The 15,857-nt window shown below is 72.6% G+C and carries 14 protein-coding genes; 6 read left to right on the top strand and 8 right to left on the bottom strand.

Annotation, left to right across the window (positions count from 1 at the left end):
- The first annotated feature begins 836 nt into the window (after nucleotides 1-836).
- The 5 genes from D2L64_RS23740 (at nucleotide 837) to D2L64_RS23720 (ending at nucleotide 5,952) form a co-directional block, all read left to right on the top strand.
- Complete coding sequence (locus D2L64_RS23740; protein WP_119579423.1) at nucleotides 837-1,475, top strand: TetR/AcrR family transcriptional regulator; 639 nt, start codon at nucleotides 837-839, stop codon at nucleotides 1,473-1,475.
- 63 nt (nucleotides 1,476-1,538) lie between these two features.
- Nucleotides 1,539-1,766, top strand: a complete 228-nt coding sequence (locus tag D2L64_RS23735; RefSeq protein WP_119579422.1) for a DUF3107 domain-containing protein — start codon at nucleotides 1,539-1,541, stop codon at nucleotides 1,764-1,766.
- Nucleotides 1,767-2,217: 451 nt separating this feature from the next.
- Nucleotides 2,218-3,924: a DEAD/DEAH box helicase gene (locus tag D2L64_RS23730; protein WP_119579421.1), complete on the top strand. Its 1,707-nt coding sequence runs from the start codon at nucleotides 2,218-2,220 to the stop codon at nucleotides 3,922-3,924.
- A 253-nt stretch (nucleotides 3,925-4,177) separates the two neighbouring features.
- On the top strand, nucleotides 4,178-5,392 hold the full coding sequence (locus tag D2L64_RS23725; protein WP_119579420.1) for a class I SAM-dependent methyltransferase: 1,215 nt from the start codon (nucleotides 4,178-4,180) through the stop codon (nucleotides 5,390-5,392).
- A gap of 143 nt (nucleotides 5,393-5,535) precedes the next feature.
- Nucleotides 5,536-5,952, top strand: coding sequence for a helix-turn-helix domain-containing protein (locus D2L64_RS23720; protein ID WP_119579419.1), 417 nt, complete (start codon nucleotides 5,536-5,538; stop codon nucleotides 5,950-5,952).
- A 54-nt stretch (nucleotides 5,953-6,006) separates the two neighbouring features.
- Here D2L64_RS23720 and D2L64_RS23715 read toward each other — a convergent pair whose 3' ends face one another.
- Both D2L64_RS23715 and D2L64_RS23710 read right to left on the bottom strand, forming a co-directional pair.
- Entirely contained in the window at nucleotides 6,007-7,011 is a 1,005-nt protein-coding gene (locus D2L64_RS23715; protein WP_407663184.1) for a hypothetical protein, read from the bottom strand.
- Nucleotides 7,012-7,101: 90 nt separating this feature from the next.
- On the bottom strand, nucleotides 7,102-9,321 hold the full coding sequence (locus tag D2L64_RS23710; protein WP_119579418.1) for a DEAD/DEAH box helicase: 2,220 nt from the start codon (nucleotides 9,319-9,321) through the stop codon (nucleotides 7,102-7,104).
- A 171-nt stretch (nucleotides 9,322-9,492) separates the two neighbouring features.
- On the opposite strand from D2L64_RS23710, the gene D2L64_RS23705 reads away from it, so the two are divergent.
- Nucleotides 9,493-10,284, top strand: coding sequence for a hypothetical protein (locus D2L64_RS23705; RefSeq protein ID WP_119579417.1), 792 nt, complete (start codon nucleotides 9,493-9,495; stop codon nucleotides 10,282-10,284).
- Between the two features lie 103 nt (nucleotides 10,285-10,387).
- On the opposite strand, the gene D2L64_RS23700 is transcribed toward D2L64_RS23705, so the two are convergent.
- From D2L64_RS23700 to D2L64_RS27390, 6 genes are all read right to left on the bottom strand, one after another.
- Entirely contained in the window at nucleotides 10,388-11,518 is a 1,131-nt protein-coding gene (locus D2L64_RS23700; RefSeq protein ID WP_119579416.1) for a branched-chain amino acid ABC transporter permease, read from the bottom strand.
- Nucleotides 11,515-12,405 (bottom strand): branched-chain amino acid ABC transporter permease, encoded by an 891-nt coding sequence (locus D2L64_RS23695; RefSeq protein ID WP_119579415.1) that lies wholly within the window; start codon nucleotides 12,403-12,405, stop codon nucleotides 11,515-11,517. Before D2L64_RS23695 ends, D2L64_RS23700 begins: the two co-directional genes overlap by 4 nt.
- Nucleotides 12,405-13,178 carry an ABC transporter ATP-binding protein gene (locus tag D2L64_RS23690; protein ID WP_119579447.1) on the bottom strand — a complete coding sequence of 258 codons (774 nt, stop codon included), beginning with the start codon at nucleotides 13,176-13,178 and terminating at the stop codon, nucleotides 12,405-12,407. Before D2L64_RS23690 ends, D2L64_RS23695 begins: the two co-directional genes overlap by 1 nt.
- Before the next feature lie 11 nt (nucleotides 13,179-13,189).
- The gene (locus tag D2L64_RS23685; RefSeq protein WP_119579414.1) at nucleotides 13,190-13,933 is read right to left on the bottom strand and encodes an ABC transporter ATP-binding protein; all 744 of its coding nucleotides are present in this window, start codon (nucleotides 13,931-13,933) and stop codon (nucleotides 13,190-13,192) included.
- A gap of 8 nt (nucleotides 13,934-13,941) precedes the next feature.
- Nucleotides 13,942-15,147 carry a substrate-binding domain-containing protein gene (locus D2L64_RS23680; RefSeq protein WP_119579413.1) on the bottom strand — a complete coding sequence of 402 codons (1,206 nt, stop codon included), beginning with the start codon at nucleotides 15,145-15,147 and terminating at the stop codon, nucleotides 13,942-13,944.
- A 523-nt stretch (nucleotides 15,148-15,670) separates the two neighbouring features.
- Nucleotides 15,671-15,829 (bottom strand): hypothetical protein, encoded by a 159-nt coding sequence (locus D2L64_RS27390; RefSeq protein WP_158603539.1) that lies wholly within the window; start codon nucleotides 15,827-15,829, stop codon nucleotides 15,671-15,673.
- Between the last annotated feature and the right edge of the window lie 28 nt (nucleotides 15,830-15,857).

The following is a 15,857-nucleotide window of genomic DNA, read 5'->3' as shown; positions in this document are numbered from 1 at the left end:
GGGCCGCAGGTCGGCGGACGGGTACGCCTCGTCCCAGCCGTGCGACGGGCCCGGCGGCTCGTCCCAGCCGTGCGACGGGCCGGTCGGCTCGTCCCAGCCGCGCGACGGGCCGGTCGGCTCGTCCACCGGTCGTTCGGTGCCCGGCGCATGTAGGCCGGGTGGCATCTCGAAACCGGAGGCGGCGGTGCCGACCGGCGGCACCTGCATGGCAGGCGGCGCGGAGGTCGGCGAGCCCGGGGCCGGTGACACGGGTCGCTCGCCGCCGGGCGCGGGGCGTGGCGCCGGCACCACGAGGCGGTCGTTGCCGGCCTCGTGATCCGACTCACGCAGCCCGGGTGGGGCGCTCACCGGGGCATGCCGCCCGGCCGGTGACTCGCCCGCGTGGTGCACGCCGTTGACCTGGTGGCCGTTGACCTGGTGGCCGTTGACCCGCTCCGCGCGCTCGGGCGACACGGCGGCACCGGCCGGGGCGGGCAGGTCGGCGTAGCGCGGCGACGCGTCGGCCCATCCGGCGGGCGACTGGCCCGGGTGCCAGGTCTCCCCGGCGTCCTGGGCGGCGTCCACCCCCCAGGACCAGTTGGCCACCGGTGGGGCCCACCCGTTGCCGGAACGGCCCAGGTCATCCTGCTGACCCGTACCGTCGCCGTGCTCTCCCGGGGTGGCGGCACCGGGTTGCCCTGTTTCACTCACCGCGCGCTCCTTGGTCGCCCTCGCTGAGGCTACCGTGTGGCGACAGTGGCGATAAGTTACAGCGGCGGGCCAATTCCGCAAGGGGCCCTCGCGGCCTCGACCGGTTCGGGCGAAATGCCGGCTCGTACGACAACTCGGAGGTTCCCATGACCGCTGTGGGGAACGGCGCCCAGACCGCCGGCCGGCCCACGCGCCTGCCCCGTTCGGCGCGCCGCAAGCAGCTGCTAGCCGCAGCTCAGGAGGTGTTCGTCGCGCAGGGCTACCACGCCGCTGCCATGGACGACATCGCCGAGCGCGCCGGGGTCTCCAAGCCGGTGCTGTACCAGCACTTCCCGGGCAAGATGGAGCTGTACCTCGCGCTGCTCGACACGCACTGTGACGCGATCGTCGCGAAGGTGCACGAGGCGATGGCCAGCACCATGGACAACAAGGACCGGGTCAGCGCCTCGGTCCGGGCGTACTTCGACTTCGTCGACCACGAGAGCGAGGCCTTCCGCCTGGTCTTCGAGTCGGACCTGCGCAACGAGCCGGCGGTACGGCAGCGGGTGGAACGCGTCGAGCAGGGCTGCATCGCGGCGATCACCGACACCATCATCTCGGACACCGGAGTGAGCCGGGCCCACGCCGAGCTGCTCGCCTCCGGTCTGGTGGGTGCCGCCGAGACGGCCGCCCAGTTCTGGCTGGCCGGGGGTCGCCAGGTGCCCAAGGCCGAGGCGGAGGCACTGGTGGCCGCGCTCTCCTGGCGGGGAATCGCCAGCTTTCCGCTGCAAGGTGAGTCAGCCTGAACTACCGCCTTGTGATCGGATAGCCTTCGCACGGCGACCATTTCGCCCGACGGAGGAGGCACTGTGGAGGTCAAGATCGGCGTGCAGTACGCGCCACGCGAGCTGGTCCTGGAGAGCGCGCAGTCGCCGGCCGAGATCGAGCGGATCGTGACCGACGCCGTCGCCAGGGGCGAGGGCACGCTGTCCCTGACCGACGAGAAGGGCCGGCGGATCATCGTGCCGGTCGGCAAGGTCGCCTACGTGGAGATCGCGGAGGCGGCGCCCCGGGCGGTGGGTTTCACCGTCCGCTGACGAACCAGACGTTGCGGCCGGCGGCGGCCACCCGCGCCTCGTGCGCGGCGGCCCGCCGCCGCAACGATCCCACCCGGCCACGAGAGCGCTCTGCCGACCGGCGTCGAGGACTTCTCCGCCCGTCGCGCGGCTCCGCCGGGGTCGACGCACCCTCGGTGCGCCGCAGCCCACTCCACCTCTGCGTGATGCGCGTCACATCAGAACCCGCCCGGTGACGCTTGCCCGCTCGGAATCGAGACGGCGTTTGGCCCGTTCAGGTACCATGGAAGAGTTGCCGTAGGTGCCGATCCCGGCCGGAGTCGCAGTCCGATCCCGGTCGAAGTCCGACCCACGGCGCGCGTGCGGCCCGGTCCGCTCGGCTTTCTGCCGCCGACCGTGTGGCCCGCGCCATACCGAACGCGCCCTGAGGACATGACGGGGCGCACCCACGAGAGGGCACCCCCAAATCCACATGAGTGAGCCGATTCAAGACCTCACCGACGGCCAGGAACTGGCCCCGACCGCCCCGGTTCGACCGGAGGCACCGACCTTCGCCGAGCTCGGCGCCCGCGCCGAGACCGTCGACGCGCTGGCCACGGCCGGCATCACCCGCGCGTTCGCCATCCAGGAGTACGCGCTCCCGATCGCGCTGCGCGGCGCCGACCTGATCGGGCAGGCCCCGACGGGTACCGGCAAGACGCTGGGCTTCGGCGTGCCGCTGCTGGAGCGGGTCTTCGCCCCCGAGGAGGGCGGCGACGGACTGCCTCAGGCGCTGGTCGTGGTACCCACCCGCGAGCTGGGCATCCAGGTCGCCAAGGACATCGCCGCCGCGGGCCGCACCCGGGGCGTACGGGTACTGCCGATCTACGGCGGTGTGGCGTACGAGCCGCAGGTCGACGCGCTACGCAAGGGCGTGGAGATCCTCGTCGGCACCCCAGGCCGCCTGCTCGACCTCGCCAAGCAGAAGCACCTGCGTCTGCACGGGGTACGCGCGCTGGTGCTGGACGAGGCCGACCGCATGCTCGACCTGGGCTTCCTCGACGACGTCGAGCGGATCCTGGCGATGCTGCCGGAGGACCGGCAGACCATGCTGTTCTCGGCGACCATGCCGGACCCGATCGTGACGCTGTCCCGGCGCTTCCTGCGCCACCCGATCACGATCCACGCGGGCCACACCGCCGAGACCGGTCCGTCGCCGCAGACCGAGCAGCTGGTCTACCGCACCCACTCGATGAACAAGATCGAGATCGTCGCCCGGATCCTCCAGGCGGAGAGCCGCGGGCTGACCATGATCTTCACCCGTACCAAGCGGGCCGCCGACCGGGTCGCCGAGGATCTCGACTTCCGCGGCTTCGCGGTCGCCGCCGTGCACGGCGACCTCGGCCAGGGCGCCCGCGAGCGGGCGTTGCGGGCGTTCCGGGCCGGGAAGATCGACACTCTGGTCGCCACCGACGTGGCGGCCCGCGGGATCGACGTCAGCGGCGTCACCCACGTGATCAACTACGACTGCCCGGAAGACCAGGACACCTACACCCACCGGATCGGCCGCACCGGCCGGGCCGGGGCCACCGGCGTCGCGGTGACCTTCGTCGACTGGGACGACATGCCCCGCTGGCGGATCATCGACAAGACGCTCGGGCTGGACATGCCCGAGCCGGCGGAGACGTACCACACCTCCCCGCACCTCTACACCGACCTGCACATCTCCACCGAGGTGACGGGCACGCTGCCGACCGCCGAGCGGACCCGTGCCGGACTGTCCGCCGAGGTCGAGGAGGACCTGGGTGGCGGCCGGTCCCGTCGCGGTGGTGGTGAGGCACGCGGCGGCCGGCGCCGGGAACGCGGTGACGGTGGACGCCGGGACGGCCGCGGACGCGGCGACGGCGGTCGCCGGCAGGACGACGACGCCACGCCGGAGACCGCCACCGCCGAGGCAACCGACCCGGCCGGCGACTCCGCCCGGACTCCCCGCCGTCGTCGGCGTCGCCGGGCCGGTGAGACGGTTGCCGGCTCGACCACGGCGGCAGGTGGCGCCGAAACCGGTGCCGCCGAAACCGGTGCCACCAACACCGGCGAGGCCGGTACCGACGGCGCTGGAATCGGTGAAGCACCGCGACCGCGCCGCCGTCGGCGCCGTGGTCGTTCGGCCGCCGGTGCCTCCGCCGAGGCCAGCGACTGACAAGTCCGCCGGCACCCATCGGTGCGGCCGGACGAAGAGCACATCGAAACAGCCGATCCCGGATCGAGTGGCCTGGCAGGTCCAGTGGGCCACCCGATCCGGGATCGACCATGCGCACCGCCGACCCGCGGCCGACTCCCAGGCCGACGACGTGCGGGCAGCTCCGGGCTCCGCGCCATGCGGGCAGCTCCGGGCTCCGCGCCGCGCGGGCAGCTCCGGGGCGACACCGACAACCGACGTGGAAGATGGAACGATGCCCGAACCGTTGGACGCCGCCCTGGCCGAGGTCCGCTCGCTGCTGCTCGGCCCCGCGCTGACCCGGGCGGTGGCCGCCGGCCGGCGGCGCGGGCAACGCCCGTCGGTGGTCCGCGCCGAGCTGCGGCCGGTCGCCCTCAAGGCCGGTCCGCGACTACAGATCGCCACCTCCGACGGTGCCCGACCGCACACCCGGAACGTGGCGCCGGGCCCGGAGGCGGAGACCGCGGTCGAGGCGCTGCTGGCCGAGCCGTTCGGTAACTGGCACGTCGAGACCACCGAGCGCACGGTGCAACTGCGCGTCACCAAGTCGGGCGAGGCGCAGGTGCACCGGTCGGCGGCACCGCCGGCCCAGGACCATCCGGCAACCGCACCGCCGTCGCGGGGCCACCGCAACGACCCGCCGCCGGACGCCGCGCCGGGCGGGCACGACCGGGCCAAGGAGTACCTGCTCGACCCGGGTGACCCGATCTTCACCGAGATCGGCGGTACGGCGGCCAAGCGACGACAGGTCGACGCGTTCCTGCGGGCCCTGGTGGCCACCCTGCCCGCCGGGCTGACCGGACCGCTGCGGGTGGTCGACCTCGGCTGCGGCAACGCGTACCTGACCTTCGCCGCCTACCGGTACCTCACCCGGCTCGGCCTGGACGTGGAGCTGGTCGGCGTGGACGTCCGGGACGACCAGCGGCGACGCAACACGGAGTTGGCCGAACGACTCGGCTGGGCACACCGGGTACGGTTCGTGGCCGGCAGCATCGCCGACGCCGTCGTCGAGCCGGCACCCGATCTCGTTCTCGCGTTGCACGCCTGCGACACCGCCACCGACGAGGCACTGGCCCGGGCGGTGGGCTGGGGCGCCCGCTGGGTACTCGCCGCGCCGTGCTGCCACCACGACATCGCGGCACAACTACGGGCCCGGCGCGCGCCGGCACCGTACGACCTGCTGACCCGGCAGGGCATCCTGCGGGAGCGCTTCGCGGACGTCCTCACCGACTCGTTGCGGGCCGGGTTGCTGCGGTTGCACGGCTACCGGGCCGAGGTCGTCGAGTTCGTCGACTCCGCACACACCCCGCGCAACCTGCTGATCCGGGCCCGGCGTACGGATGCCGCACCGACTGCCGCGCAGCGCACGGAGTACCGGGAACTGGTCGGACAGTGGCAGCTCACCCCGCGCCTGGAGACCCTGTTCGCCCAGCTCGAACCGGAGCGTTAGCCGACTCGAACCGGAGCGGCGGCCGGGGCGGCCACCGCGCCACCGGCGCCGTCTGGCCGGTCAGTCAGCGCTTTCTCCGGCGTGCCGTACTACTCTCGAAGAACGCACCGTGGGGGTGCCGGTCGGGAAGGAACACCCACCGGATGGGTTCGGCAGAAATATCGCCGCAGATGGCGTTCGCGCGCTTCGTGCGGCGGGCTATCGACGATGCCCGCGAGGAGCGCGGGTGGACGGTCACCGATCTGGCCGCGCACACCGGCGTCGGTCGTTCGACAGTCTTCCGTTGGCTGGCCGGCGATTGGCAGGACTACCCGGAACTGGCCAAGGTGCGGGGCTTCTGCGCCGCGCTGGACCTGCCGGTGGCGGCGGCCTTCCGCGCGCTCGGCCTACCCGACGCGGGCACGGGTCCGTGGCGACGTGGCGACGACGGCCCGGTCGAGGCCGACGTCCGGGTGATCCTGCACCGGCTGGCGGACCCGAGCGTGCCGGCCGAGGAGAAGCACCACATCCGGGATCTGCTGCGTTACCTCGCCCGCCGCCCGATCCGCCGCGCCGGCTGACACCGGCCCCCGGCGCTGCTCGGACTCTGCTCGGCCCGGGTTCCGGCCCGGCGCTTACGGCACGATCACCGTGAACTCGGCGGTCCGCACCTCACCCGCGGTGGCGAAGTCGAGGTAGAGGCGGTAACGCCCCGACCCGGGTGTGGTCAGCCAGAACTGGATCGCCCCGTCCACCAGCTCCGATTCCGGATGTACGTGCAGGTAGCCGAGATCACCCTCACGTAGCGCGACGAGGTGACCGTACGCACCGAGGTAGCGTTCCAGCACCGGGCTGGTGCCGTCCGGCGTGGTCACCCGGAAACTCACCGGCACGGTCAGGCCGGGCTCCGGGGTGCCCTGGTAGGCGACGGTGAACCCGCCGACCGTGGTGCTGGTCGTCACGGCAGGCAGGCCGCGTGGCAGGTACCCGCCGGGCGCGACCAGGTCCACGCCGAGCGTCGTCGCCGTCTGCCGGCCGTCGTCGGCGAGCGCGGTGAAGTCGGCGTACGCCCGCCAGACGCCCGGCCGCGGCAACGTCAGCGGTACCGACCAGGTGCCGTCGGTAGCCATGATCGGATGCAGGTGCTGGTAGCCGGTCAGGTCGCGGCGCACCACGATCACATGCATCGGCTTGTCGTGCACCACCGCGAACCGGGTGACCGCACGGCGTTGCCCGTCCCTGATCTGGAACCGCAGCTCACCGGGCTGCCCAGCGGTGAACTCCCCGCTCAACGGGCTGAGCGTGTAGCCGGCGTGGCTGACCGCCAAGCCGCCCGCCGCGGCCGCGTCGGCCTGCCCCGCCTCGTGCGAATGCGCCCCGGTCCCCGGCGAGTGGGTGTGCTCGGCCAGGGCACTGTCCGGCGACCCGCTGGCCGCCGCGACGGTGCCACTGTTGATTCTCCCGAGGCCGAACCCGAACAACACCGCCAGCACCAGCCCGCCGACCACCAGCGCCAGGCGGAGCGTCGCCCGGTCCGGCACCGCCGACTCGGCGCGGACGTCACCGTCGTGGCCGGCCGCCCTCCGCTCCGCGACCCGCACCGACCCAAGCACCGGCACGTCACTCTCCCGCTCCCCCACACACCCACCGTAACCAGCCCTCCCCCACCCCACCCCCGCAGCCCTCCCCACCAGGGTGGGGGCGAGCAGGGTGGAGCGGGGTTATGGGGTTCAGGCGGTTAGGGCGAGGGTTAGGGGGAGGACGGCGGGGGCGCCGGCTCGGCGGAGCTCACGGGCGGCCATGGTCAGCGTCCAGCCGGAGTCGACCAGGTCGTCGACGAGCAGGATGGGGCCGGTGAGGGTGGCCAGGACGGCGGCGAGCGGGTCGGGCACGGTGAGGGTGCCGTGCAGGGCGCGTACCCGCTGGGCGCTGTTGCCGCGCGGGCCGTCGCCGGCCGCCGGGCCGGCCACGGTGACCTGGCCCAGCAGCGGCAGGCGTCCGACGGTGGCGATGTGCCCGGCCAGTGAGCCGATCAGCAGCGGATGGCTGCGGGAGTCGACGGAGACCACGCCGGCCGGGCGACTGGGCCACGGGTCGTCGCCGTGTGCCCACGCCTTGAGTACCTCGACGACGGCGGCGGCCACGTCGTCGGGCACCGGCCCGTCCGGCGTACCCGGCCCGACGAGGCCCCGGAGCCGGTCGCCCCAGCCGAGGTCGGAGAGCCGACCGACGGCCCGGCCGGGAAGGGCCTGCTCGGCGGGGGCGATGCGGCCCTTCAGGGGTACGCCGACCGCGTCCAGGCCGGTCGGCCAGAGCTTCTTCGGCGCGATCTGGACGCCGGGACGGCCGAGGAAGGTCTGTGCGGCGGTCAGCGCCGCCGGTGACACCTGCGCCGGGAACAGCGGCCCGGCACACCTGTCGCACCGGCCGCAGTCGGTCGCCTGGTCGTCGTCCAGGCACTCGCGCAGGTAGCGCAGCCGGCAACCGGTCGTCGAGGCGTACCCGAGCATGGCCTGTTGCTCGGCGGCGCGGGCGGCGGCGACGCGGCGCAACCGGGCCTCGTCGTAGACCCAGGGCTCGCCGGTGGCGAGCCAGCCGCCGCGTACCCGGCGGACCGCGCCGTCCACGTCGAGCACCTTGAGCATCAGCTCCAGGCGGGCCCGGCGCAGGTCGACCAGGGGTTCCAGCGCCTGGGTGGAGAGCGGCCGGTCGGTGTGCAGGGCGGCGAGCACCGCGCGGACCTGTTCCTCGGGTGGGAAGGCGAGCGAGGCGAAGTACCGCCAGATGGCGACGTCCTCGGTGCCGGGCAGCAGCAGCACCTCGGCGTGCTCGACGGCCCGGCCGGCGCGGCCGACCTGCTGGTAGTAGGCGATCGGCGAGGGCGGCGCGCCGAGGTGTACGACGAACCCGAGGTCGGGCTTGTCGAAGCCCATGCCGAGGGCGCTGGTGGCGACCAACGCCTTGATCTTGTTGTCGAGGAGGTCCTGTTCGGCCGCGCGGCGGTCGGCGTCCTCGGCCTGCCCGGTGTACGCCGCCACCGACCAGCCGCGCGACCGCAGGAACTCGGCGGTCTCGGTCGCCGCGGCGACGGTCAGGGTGTAGACGATGCCCGAGCCGGGGAGTTGGTCCAGGTGGTCGGCGAGCCAGCCGAGTCGGTGCGCCGGGCTCGGCAGGTCGAGTACACCCAACCGCAGCGACTCCCGGTCCAGACTGCCCCGTAGCACCAGGACGTCCGGCTGTTGCCCGATCGGCTCGGCCAGCCCAGTCGACTCGGCCAGCCCAGCCGGCCCAGCCGATCCCGCCGGCTCGGTGCCGAGTTGCTCGGCCACGTCCTGGGTCACCCGGGCGTTGGCGGTCGCCGTGGTGGCCAGCACCGGTGTCCGCTCGGGCAGGTTACCGAGGAAGCTGCGCAGCCGACGGTAGTCCGGCCGGAAGTCATGGCCCCAGTCCGAGACGCAGTGTGCCTCGTCGACCACCAGCAGCCCGGTGGTACCGGCCAGCTTCGGCAGGACGCCGTCGCGGAAGTCCGGGTTGTTGAGCCGTTCCGGGCTGATCAGCAGCACGTCCACCGTGCCGGCGTGGATCTCGGCGGTGATCTCGTCCCACTCGTCGAGGTTGGCGGAGTTGATGGTGCGAGCCCGGATGCCGGCCCGGGCCGCCGCGTCGACCTGGTTGCGCATCAACGCCAGCAACGGCGAGACGATCACGGTGGGGCCGGTGGGTTCGGTACCGGCGCCCTGGCCGTCGCGGTCGCGCAGCAGCGCGGTGGCCACGAAGTAGACCGCCGACTTGCCCCAACCGGTACGTTGCACGCAGAGCACCCGCCGCCGGTCGACGACCAGCGCCTCGATCGCCCGCCACTGATCCTCACGGAGGCGGGCCCGGTCACCGGCCAGCCGTCGCAACACCGCCTCGGCCCGGTCCCGGACCACCGTGCGTTCCTGGCTCATCCGGCATTTCTACCAGCGCACGACGGGGCGCCGGGTAAGCAGCCTGCGACCGGCCGGCGGACCACCGGCAGCCCGCGGGCGACGGATCGCCGGCAGCCGGGGCGGTCGAGTCCTCCGGCGGCATCGGGGCCGCTGGCATACGATGCCGTTCGATCAGCGAGAGAGGACGAGATGACACAGCGAACCGGCGCCACCGTCGCGAGCCGGCGGATCGCCGTCACGGCGGTGGCCCTGCTCACCGCTGCTCTGGTGGCCGGCTGCGACGACCGGACGCCGGCGGCGGCTCCGCCGCCGGACCCGAAGCAGGAGTTGCTGGCGGCGGTGCCGACCGACGAGGATCCGGCCTTCCGCTTCACCACCAGCGACACCTCGGGTGACGTGTCCGGTGTGGTCGACCCGGCGAACCGGGGTATGGACATCGACACCGTCACCAAGGACAAGGACTTCACCCTGGAGATGTCCTTCCGGATGGTCGAGTCGCGCACCTGGATGAAGGTCAACTTCAAGGGTGCGCAGAACATCCAGAAGCTGATGAAGCTGCCCACCGAGTGGATGGAGCTGGACCCGACGAAGATCGAGGGCCCGGACTCCCTGCCCAGCTACGAGGGCACCGACCCGGGCAACGTCGAGGTGATCATCCGCGCGGCCACCGACGTCCAGGCCGGCGAGGGCGGGACGTACACGGGCCTGGTCGACCTCGCCAGCCGGCCGGAGTTGGTGGACGCCCTGGAGGGTGTGGCCACTCTCGGTGACGCGGCCGAGCCGATCCCGTTCACCGCCGTGGTCGGCCCGGACGGCAACCTCAGTTCGCTCACCCTGGAGATCCCCGCGCAGGGCAAGCGGAAGGCGTCGGAGTACGTCGTGGAGTACTTCGACTTCGGCGCCGCCCCCGAGGTGGTCGCCTTCGTCGGCGAGGAGGCGCGGGAGGCGCCGAAGGCCGCGTACGACCTGCTGAACGGCTGACGGGCCGGGCGGTGGGACGACACGTCGTCGTGCCACCCACCGCCCGGCTCAGCCCCCGTTCGGCCCGCAGCCCCCCGTTCGGCCGCAGCCCCGTTCGGCCGGCTCAGCTCTGCCGGCGGGAGCCGAGACGCAGCGAGTCGCGCAGCAGGGCCACCCGGGAAGCCAGGCCGGCCAGGCCGCCGGGGAAGAAGTAGACGGCCAGGATGAACACCGTGCCCAGCACGAAGAGCGGCTGGGACAGCGGCCGGCTGAGGAAGCCCGGCAGCGCGTCCACCGCACCGGAGCTGCCGACGGAGACCAGCCGGTGGTCGAGGTACATGTAGAGGATGCCGCCCAGCACCGGACCCCAGCGGGTGCCCGGCCCGCCGAGCACCACCATCACCAGCAACGACAGGGTCAGTTCACTGCTGGTGATGTGCGGTGACGCGCCACCGACGATCAGGCAGTAGACCACCCCACCCGCCGCCGCCAGGCCGCCGGCCAGGGTGAAGGCGACGAGCTTGAAGCGGTACGGATCGAGCCCGAGGACACCGATGCGCCGCTCGTCGTCGCGTAGCCCGGCGAGCACCCGACCGGTCGGCGAGCCGCTGACCCGGTGCACCACGAAGACCACCACGACCAGGTACGCCAGCGCCAGCCAGTACAGGTTCACCGTGTTGGCGACGCCGACCAACCCGGCCGGTACGCCGGACACGTCCAGCGGGAGTCCCTCCTCGCCGCCGGTGAGCCCGCCGAAGTCGCGGGCCACCAGGATCGCGCCGACCTGGGCGAAGGCCAGCGTCACCATGGCGAAGGCGATGCCGACCGTACGCAGCGCCACCGCGCCGATCAGCCCGGCGAGGATGGTCCCGCCGACGATCGCCAGCGGGGCGGCCTGCCACAGCGGCAGCCCGGCGTGGGTGATCAGGATGTCGGTGCCGTACACCCCGGCGGCGAAGTAGAGGGCGTGCCCGAAGGAGAGCATCCCGGTCCGCCCGAACAACAGGTCGTAACCGGCCGCGAGGCCACCGAAGACCAGGCAGACGGCGAGCAGTTGCAGGGTGCCCGGCGAGTTCAGCGCGCCCTCGAAGATGCCCGGCAGGTGCAGCGTCGAGTACGGCAGGATCAACGCCACCACCAGCGCCACCAGCGGCAGGTAGGGGCGTACCCGGTGCCACCGGCCCGGTTCCTCGGTCAGCTCGGACGGCACCGCCGCCGGGGGCGCCGCGGTCTCGGGACTCTTGACCTCGGTCATGCCGTTGCCACCTTTCCGGCGATGCCCTGCGGGCGCAGCAGCAGCACCACGGCCAGCAGCGCGACCACGCAGATGTCGCCCAGCCCGGAGGTGCCGTAGTAGTTGACGAACTGTTGCAGCAGCCCGACCGCGACCGCCGCGTACGCCGACCCGACGACCGAGCCCATGCCGCCGATGACCACCACGATGAACGCGAAGATCAGCAGCGAGCCGCCCTGCTGGGGCGAGACGGTGCCGAAGTAGACGCTGCCCAGCGCGCCGGCCAGCGCCGCCGCCGCCCCGCCGATGGCGAAGACCAGGGTGAACGCCTTGCGTACGTCGATGCCGAGCGCGGTGACCATCTCCCGGTTCTCCACCCCGGCCCGGATGATCAGGCCGTAGCGCGTCCAGCGGAGGAAGGCCAGGATCGCGCCGAGTACCAGCGTCGCCGCGACGATGAGCAGGAGCCCCCCGTTGGGCACCTGCGCACCGAGGATCGGGGTCACCTGGCGGGTCCACTCCGGTCGCGGGAACGGCCGGGCGTCGGCGCCCCAGGTGGCCTGTAGCAACGCCACGCCGGCCAGCGAGAGGCCGACGGTGACCAGCACCTGCTCGATGGTGCGGGAGTAGAGCGGCCGGATCAGCACCAGCTCCACCAGCACCGCCATCAGCGTGCCGGCGGCGACGCCGAACGCGACCGCGACGACGAAGCCGAGGCCGTCGGGGCCGGCGCCGGGCAGGTTCCCCGCCGCCCACCAGGTCGCGTACGCCCCGACGCCGAGGAAGAGCCCGTGCGCGAAGTTGAGCACGTCGGCCAGGCCGAAGACCAGCGACAGGCCGGAGGCGACCAGGAAGTACAGCGCCGCCAGGCCCAGCCCGGTCAGCGTCAACAGGATGATCGCGTCCACTAGTGCTGCACCTCCGCCGAGCCGACCCCGAGCAGTGACTTCGTCAGCGCGGCCTCCGACAGCAGTCGCTTGGCGTCGCCGGTCCAGGCCACCCGGCCGGCGTCCAGCACCACCGCGTCGCGGGCCAACCGCCGGACCACGGCCAGGTTCTGCTCGACCAGCAGCACCGGCACGGATTCGGCGACCCGTTGCAGTACCTCGGCCACCTCCGTCACCACCTTCGGCGCCAACCCCTTGGTCGGCTCGTCGACCAGCAGCAGCCGGTTGTCGTTGATCAGCACCCGGCCGATGGCGAGCATCTGCTGCTGCCCGCCGGAGAGCGACCCGGCCCGCTGCCGGGACCGCCGGTCCAGCTCCGGGAAGAGCGCGTAGACCCGGTCGTACGCCGGGGTGCTGCCGCGCCGCTCGGCGAGCCGCAGGTTCTCCGCGACGGTGAGTCCGGCGAAGACGCAACGGTCCTCCGGCACGTAGCCGAGCCCACCGCGGACCAGCCGGTGGGTCGGACGGGTCAGCAGGTCCTCGGCGCCCATCCGGACCGCGCCGCCCACCTCGCCGTTGCGGGGGGTCAGCCCGACCACGGCGCGCAGGGTGGTGGTCTTGCCGACGCCATTGCGGCCGAGCAGCACGGTGACGCCGGTCGGTGCCACCGTGAACGACACGCCCTGCAGGATGTGCAGCCCGGCGATCCGCACCGACAACTCCTCGACCGTCAGGATCGGCTCGGTCGCCGAGTCGTCGCCGGATTGCGACTGCCCCGTTCGGGAACCCGGCACGCTGGTCGCGCTCACAGCTCCTCCCCCAGGTACGCCTCTTGGACCGTCGGGTTCGCCATCACCGTCTCCGGGGTGTCGCAGGCCAGCAGGGCGCCGTGGTGCATCACGGCGATCCGGTCGGCCAGTTCCAGGATCACGTCCATGTGGTGCTCGACCATCAGCACCGACCGGCCGCTGTCGCCGGTGAGCGAGCGGATGACCTGGACGAGGTCGGGGACGTCCTCGGCGCTGACCCCGGCCATCGGTTCGTCGAGCAGCATCACCCGTGGTTCGCCGGCCAGCAGCAGGGCGATCTCCAGCTTCCGTTTCTCACCGTGAGCGAGGGTGCCGGCCAGGGCCGTACCCCGGTGGGTCAGGCCGACCCGGTGCAGCGCCGCGTCGGCGGCGGCGGCCACCTCCCGGTCGGCCGCCGCCCGCCGCCACAGCTTCATCGAGCCCCCGCGGTGTGCCTGCACGGCGAGCCGGACGTTCTCCCGCACGCTCAGCGAGCCGAAGACCGAGGACGCCTGGAAGGTACGCCCGAGACCGAGCCGGGCCCGGCGGTACGGCGGCAGGGCGGAGATGTCCTGCCCGTCCAGCGTGACCTGGCCCTCGGTGGCCCGGCGCAGGCCGGTGATCAGGTTGAACAGTGAGGTCTTGCCGGCGCCGTTGGGCCCGATCACGCCGAGGAACTCCCCGGGCGCCAGGTCGATGGCTACGGAGTCGACGATGGCGACCTCACCGATCCGCCAGGTCAGACCGCGGGTGGCGAGCATGGCGAACCTCAGCCCTTCATCGCCTGGACCGGCGGCGCGGTCTCGTCACCGGCCAGCGCCTTCTGGGCGGTGGCGGTGAAGGTGTCGCCGCTGCCGGTCAGACTCGCCTGGTACATCGGCTGGAGCAGCGCGTGGTCCTCGGCGCGGATGGTCATGGTGCCCTTCACGCCCTCGAAGCTCCAGCCCTCCAACGCGCTGATCATCTTCTCGACGTCGTCGCCGCCCTCCTGCGCGGCCCGGACCACCATCTGCGCAGCGGCGAAGCCGTCCGGGTGGAACAGGTCGAGGGTGCCACCGGGGATCTTCGCCTTCGCGGCCTTGGCCGCCTCGGTGTCGCTGGCCCCGTCGAAGTAGTGCGACAGGAAGGAGATCTTGCTGCCGGCCGCGCCGAAGGTGGGCCAGGAGGCGCGGATGTCCAGGCCGGTGACGACCGTGGTGGAGGTCAGCACGCCCTGCTGGTCGAGGGTCTGCCACATCGCCGGGGCGGTGGTGCCGGCCCAGGCGACGAAGAGCAGGTCCGGCTTGGCGGACTTGATCTGGCTGGCGAACGGGGTGAACTCGGTCGCGCTGGCCGGCGCCCGGACGGCACTGACGTTCGCGCCGGCCCCGCCGATGACGGCCCTGACGGCCGCCTCGTTGGCGTCGCCGAACGCACCGTCCTGGGCGAAGACCACGACCTTCTTGCCGGTCGGGTCGCCGATGAACGACTTGGCGGTCACCACGTCCTGATACGACTGCCGCCCCGAGCGGAACGTGTACTTGTTCGCGCCGGTGACCGCGTCGGTGGCGGCCGGACCGGAGATGAACAGCACCTGGTTCTGGGCGGCGATCGGCGCGACCTGAAGCGCCACACCGGACGCCGTCGAGCCAGCGATGATCTTGCTGCCCTTGCCGATCAGGTCCTTGGCCGCGGAGACCGCCTTGGCCGGGTCACCGGCGTCGTCGACCTCGGTGATCTCGATCGCCCGGTCGCCCACCTTGTTGGTGCCACCGGTGGCGAAGTCGAGACCGGCCCGAAACCCTTCGATGTACTGCTTTCCGTAACTGGCCAGTGCTCCCGACTGGGAGTAGACCAGACCAACCTTCACCGGCGCGGCGCTGTCGCCGCCGCCGCTGGCAGTGTTCTGCGGACTGCCACACGCCGTGGCGGCGAGCGCCGCGGCCATCATCGTGGCGGTGGACAGGAACACCCGCCGTGTCGTCCGGACCGTCATTGCGACTCCACGTGAGGACTCAGAGGAAGGGAAACCTTATGTGTCGGCTCACGCTAGAAGTGACGTCACCCACGGGCTATGTGGCGGAAACACACAAGTAACCGGAGGTGGGTGGCGCCCGATGACAACGACGATGACAAGACAGTGACCACCCGGCGAGACGATGGCCGGCCGTCCCACGGCGCCGGGCACCCCTGTGTCGCCACCCCCCACCACCAGCTCAGCACGCGCTCGATCTCGGGAGGATGAGCCACCCTTGCCTGGCGGCGGTGAACCCGGCCCGATGCCGGATGATCAGCGCTGGCACCGTGGCTGGCATGCCCGGGGCGGTTGTCTCCAGGTCGCTGATTTCACAGTGAAATAAAAATTTCGGTGTGAAATCACGCCTAGTCAATGCCTGGCCCTTCCGCGCGTAACCCGGCCCCCACCGCGTTGGTGGCGGTGGGGGCCGGACGCCAGCGGGACCAGCCGGGCTCACCCGAGGGCAGCCCGGGTCGTGCAGCGAACGGCGGCTGGCACATGATCACGCCCCATCCACGAGCGCCCGGTGCGTGTCCCGGACCAGCATGGTCGGGGCGAGCAGCCTGCCGGCGGCGTCGAGCAGCTGCGCCGCAACGCCGTCTCCTTCGCGTCGAGGCACCGGCTCGGCAGACCCGCCCGGGCTGACCGCCAGATGGTCCACGCCTGACCACCGGGTGAATCCTCGGATG

The organism is Micromonospora radicis, assembly GCF_003583405.1.
GTDB lineage: Bacteria > Actinomycetota > Actinomycetes > Mycobacteriales > Micromonosporaceae > Micromonospora > Micromonospora radicis.
The sequence above is the reverse complement of the archived record's forward strand: the minus strand, read 5'-3'. Positions and strand labels throughout refer to the sequence as shown.

Bases quoted from the DNA above. Each gene is read 5' to 3' on its own strand.
- D2L64_RS23740 (WP_119579423.1), top strand. From the start codon at position 837: ATGACCGCTGTGGGGAACGGCGCCCAGACCGCCGGCCGGCCCACGCGC.
- D2L64_RS23680 (WP_119579413.1), bottom strand. From the start codon at position 15,147: ATGACGGTCCGGACGACACGGCGGGTGTTCCTGTCCACCGCCACGATG.
- D2L64_RS23705 (WP_119579417.1), top strand. From the start codon at position 9,493: ATGACACAGCGAACCGGCGCCACCGTCGCGAGCCGGCGGATCGCCGTC.
- D2L64_RS23725 (WP_119579420.1), top strand. From the start codon at position 4,178: ATGCCCGAACCGTTGGACGCCGCCCTGGCCGAGGTCCGCTCGCTGCTG.
- D2L64_RS23710 (WP_119579418.1), bottom strand. From the start codon at position 9,321: ATGAGCCAGGAACGCACGGTGGTCCGGGACCGGGCCGAGGCGGTGTTG.
- D2L64_RS23720 (WP_119579419.1), top strand. From the start codon at position 5,536: ATGGGTTCGGCAGAAATATCGCCGCAGATGGCGTTCGCGCGCTTCGTG.
- D2L64_RS23700 (WP_119579416.1), bottom strand. From the start codon at position 11,518: ATGACCGAGGTCAAGAGTCCCGAGACCGCGGCGCCCCCGGCGGCGGTG.
- D2L64_RS23685 (WP_119579414.1), bottom strand. From the start codon at position 13,933: ATGCTCGCCACCCGCGGTCTGACCTGGCGGATCGGTGAGGTCGCCATC.
- D2L64_RS23730 (WP_119579421.1), top strand. From the start codon at position 2,218: ATGAGTGAGCCGATTCAAGACCTCACCGACGGCCAGGAACTGGCCCCG.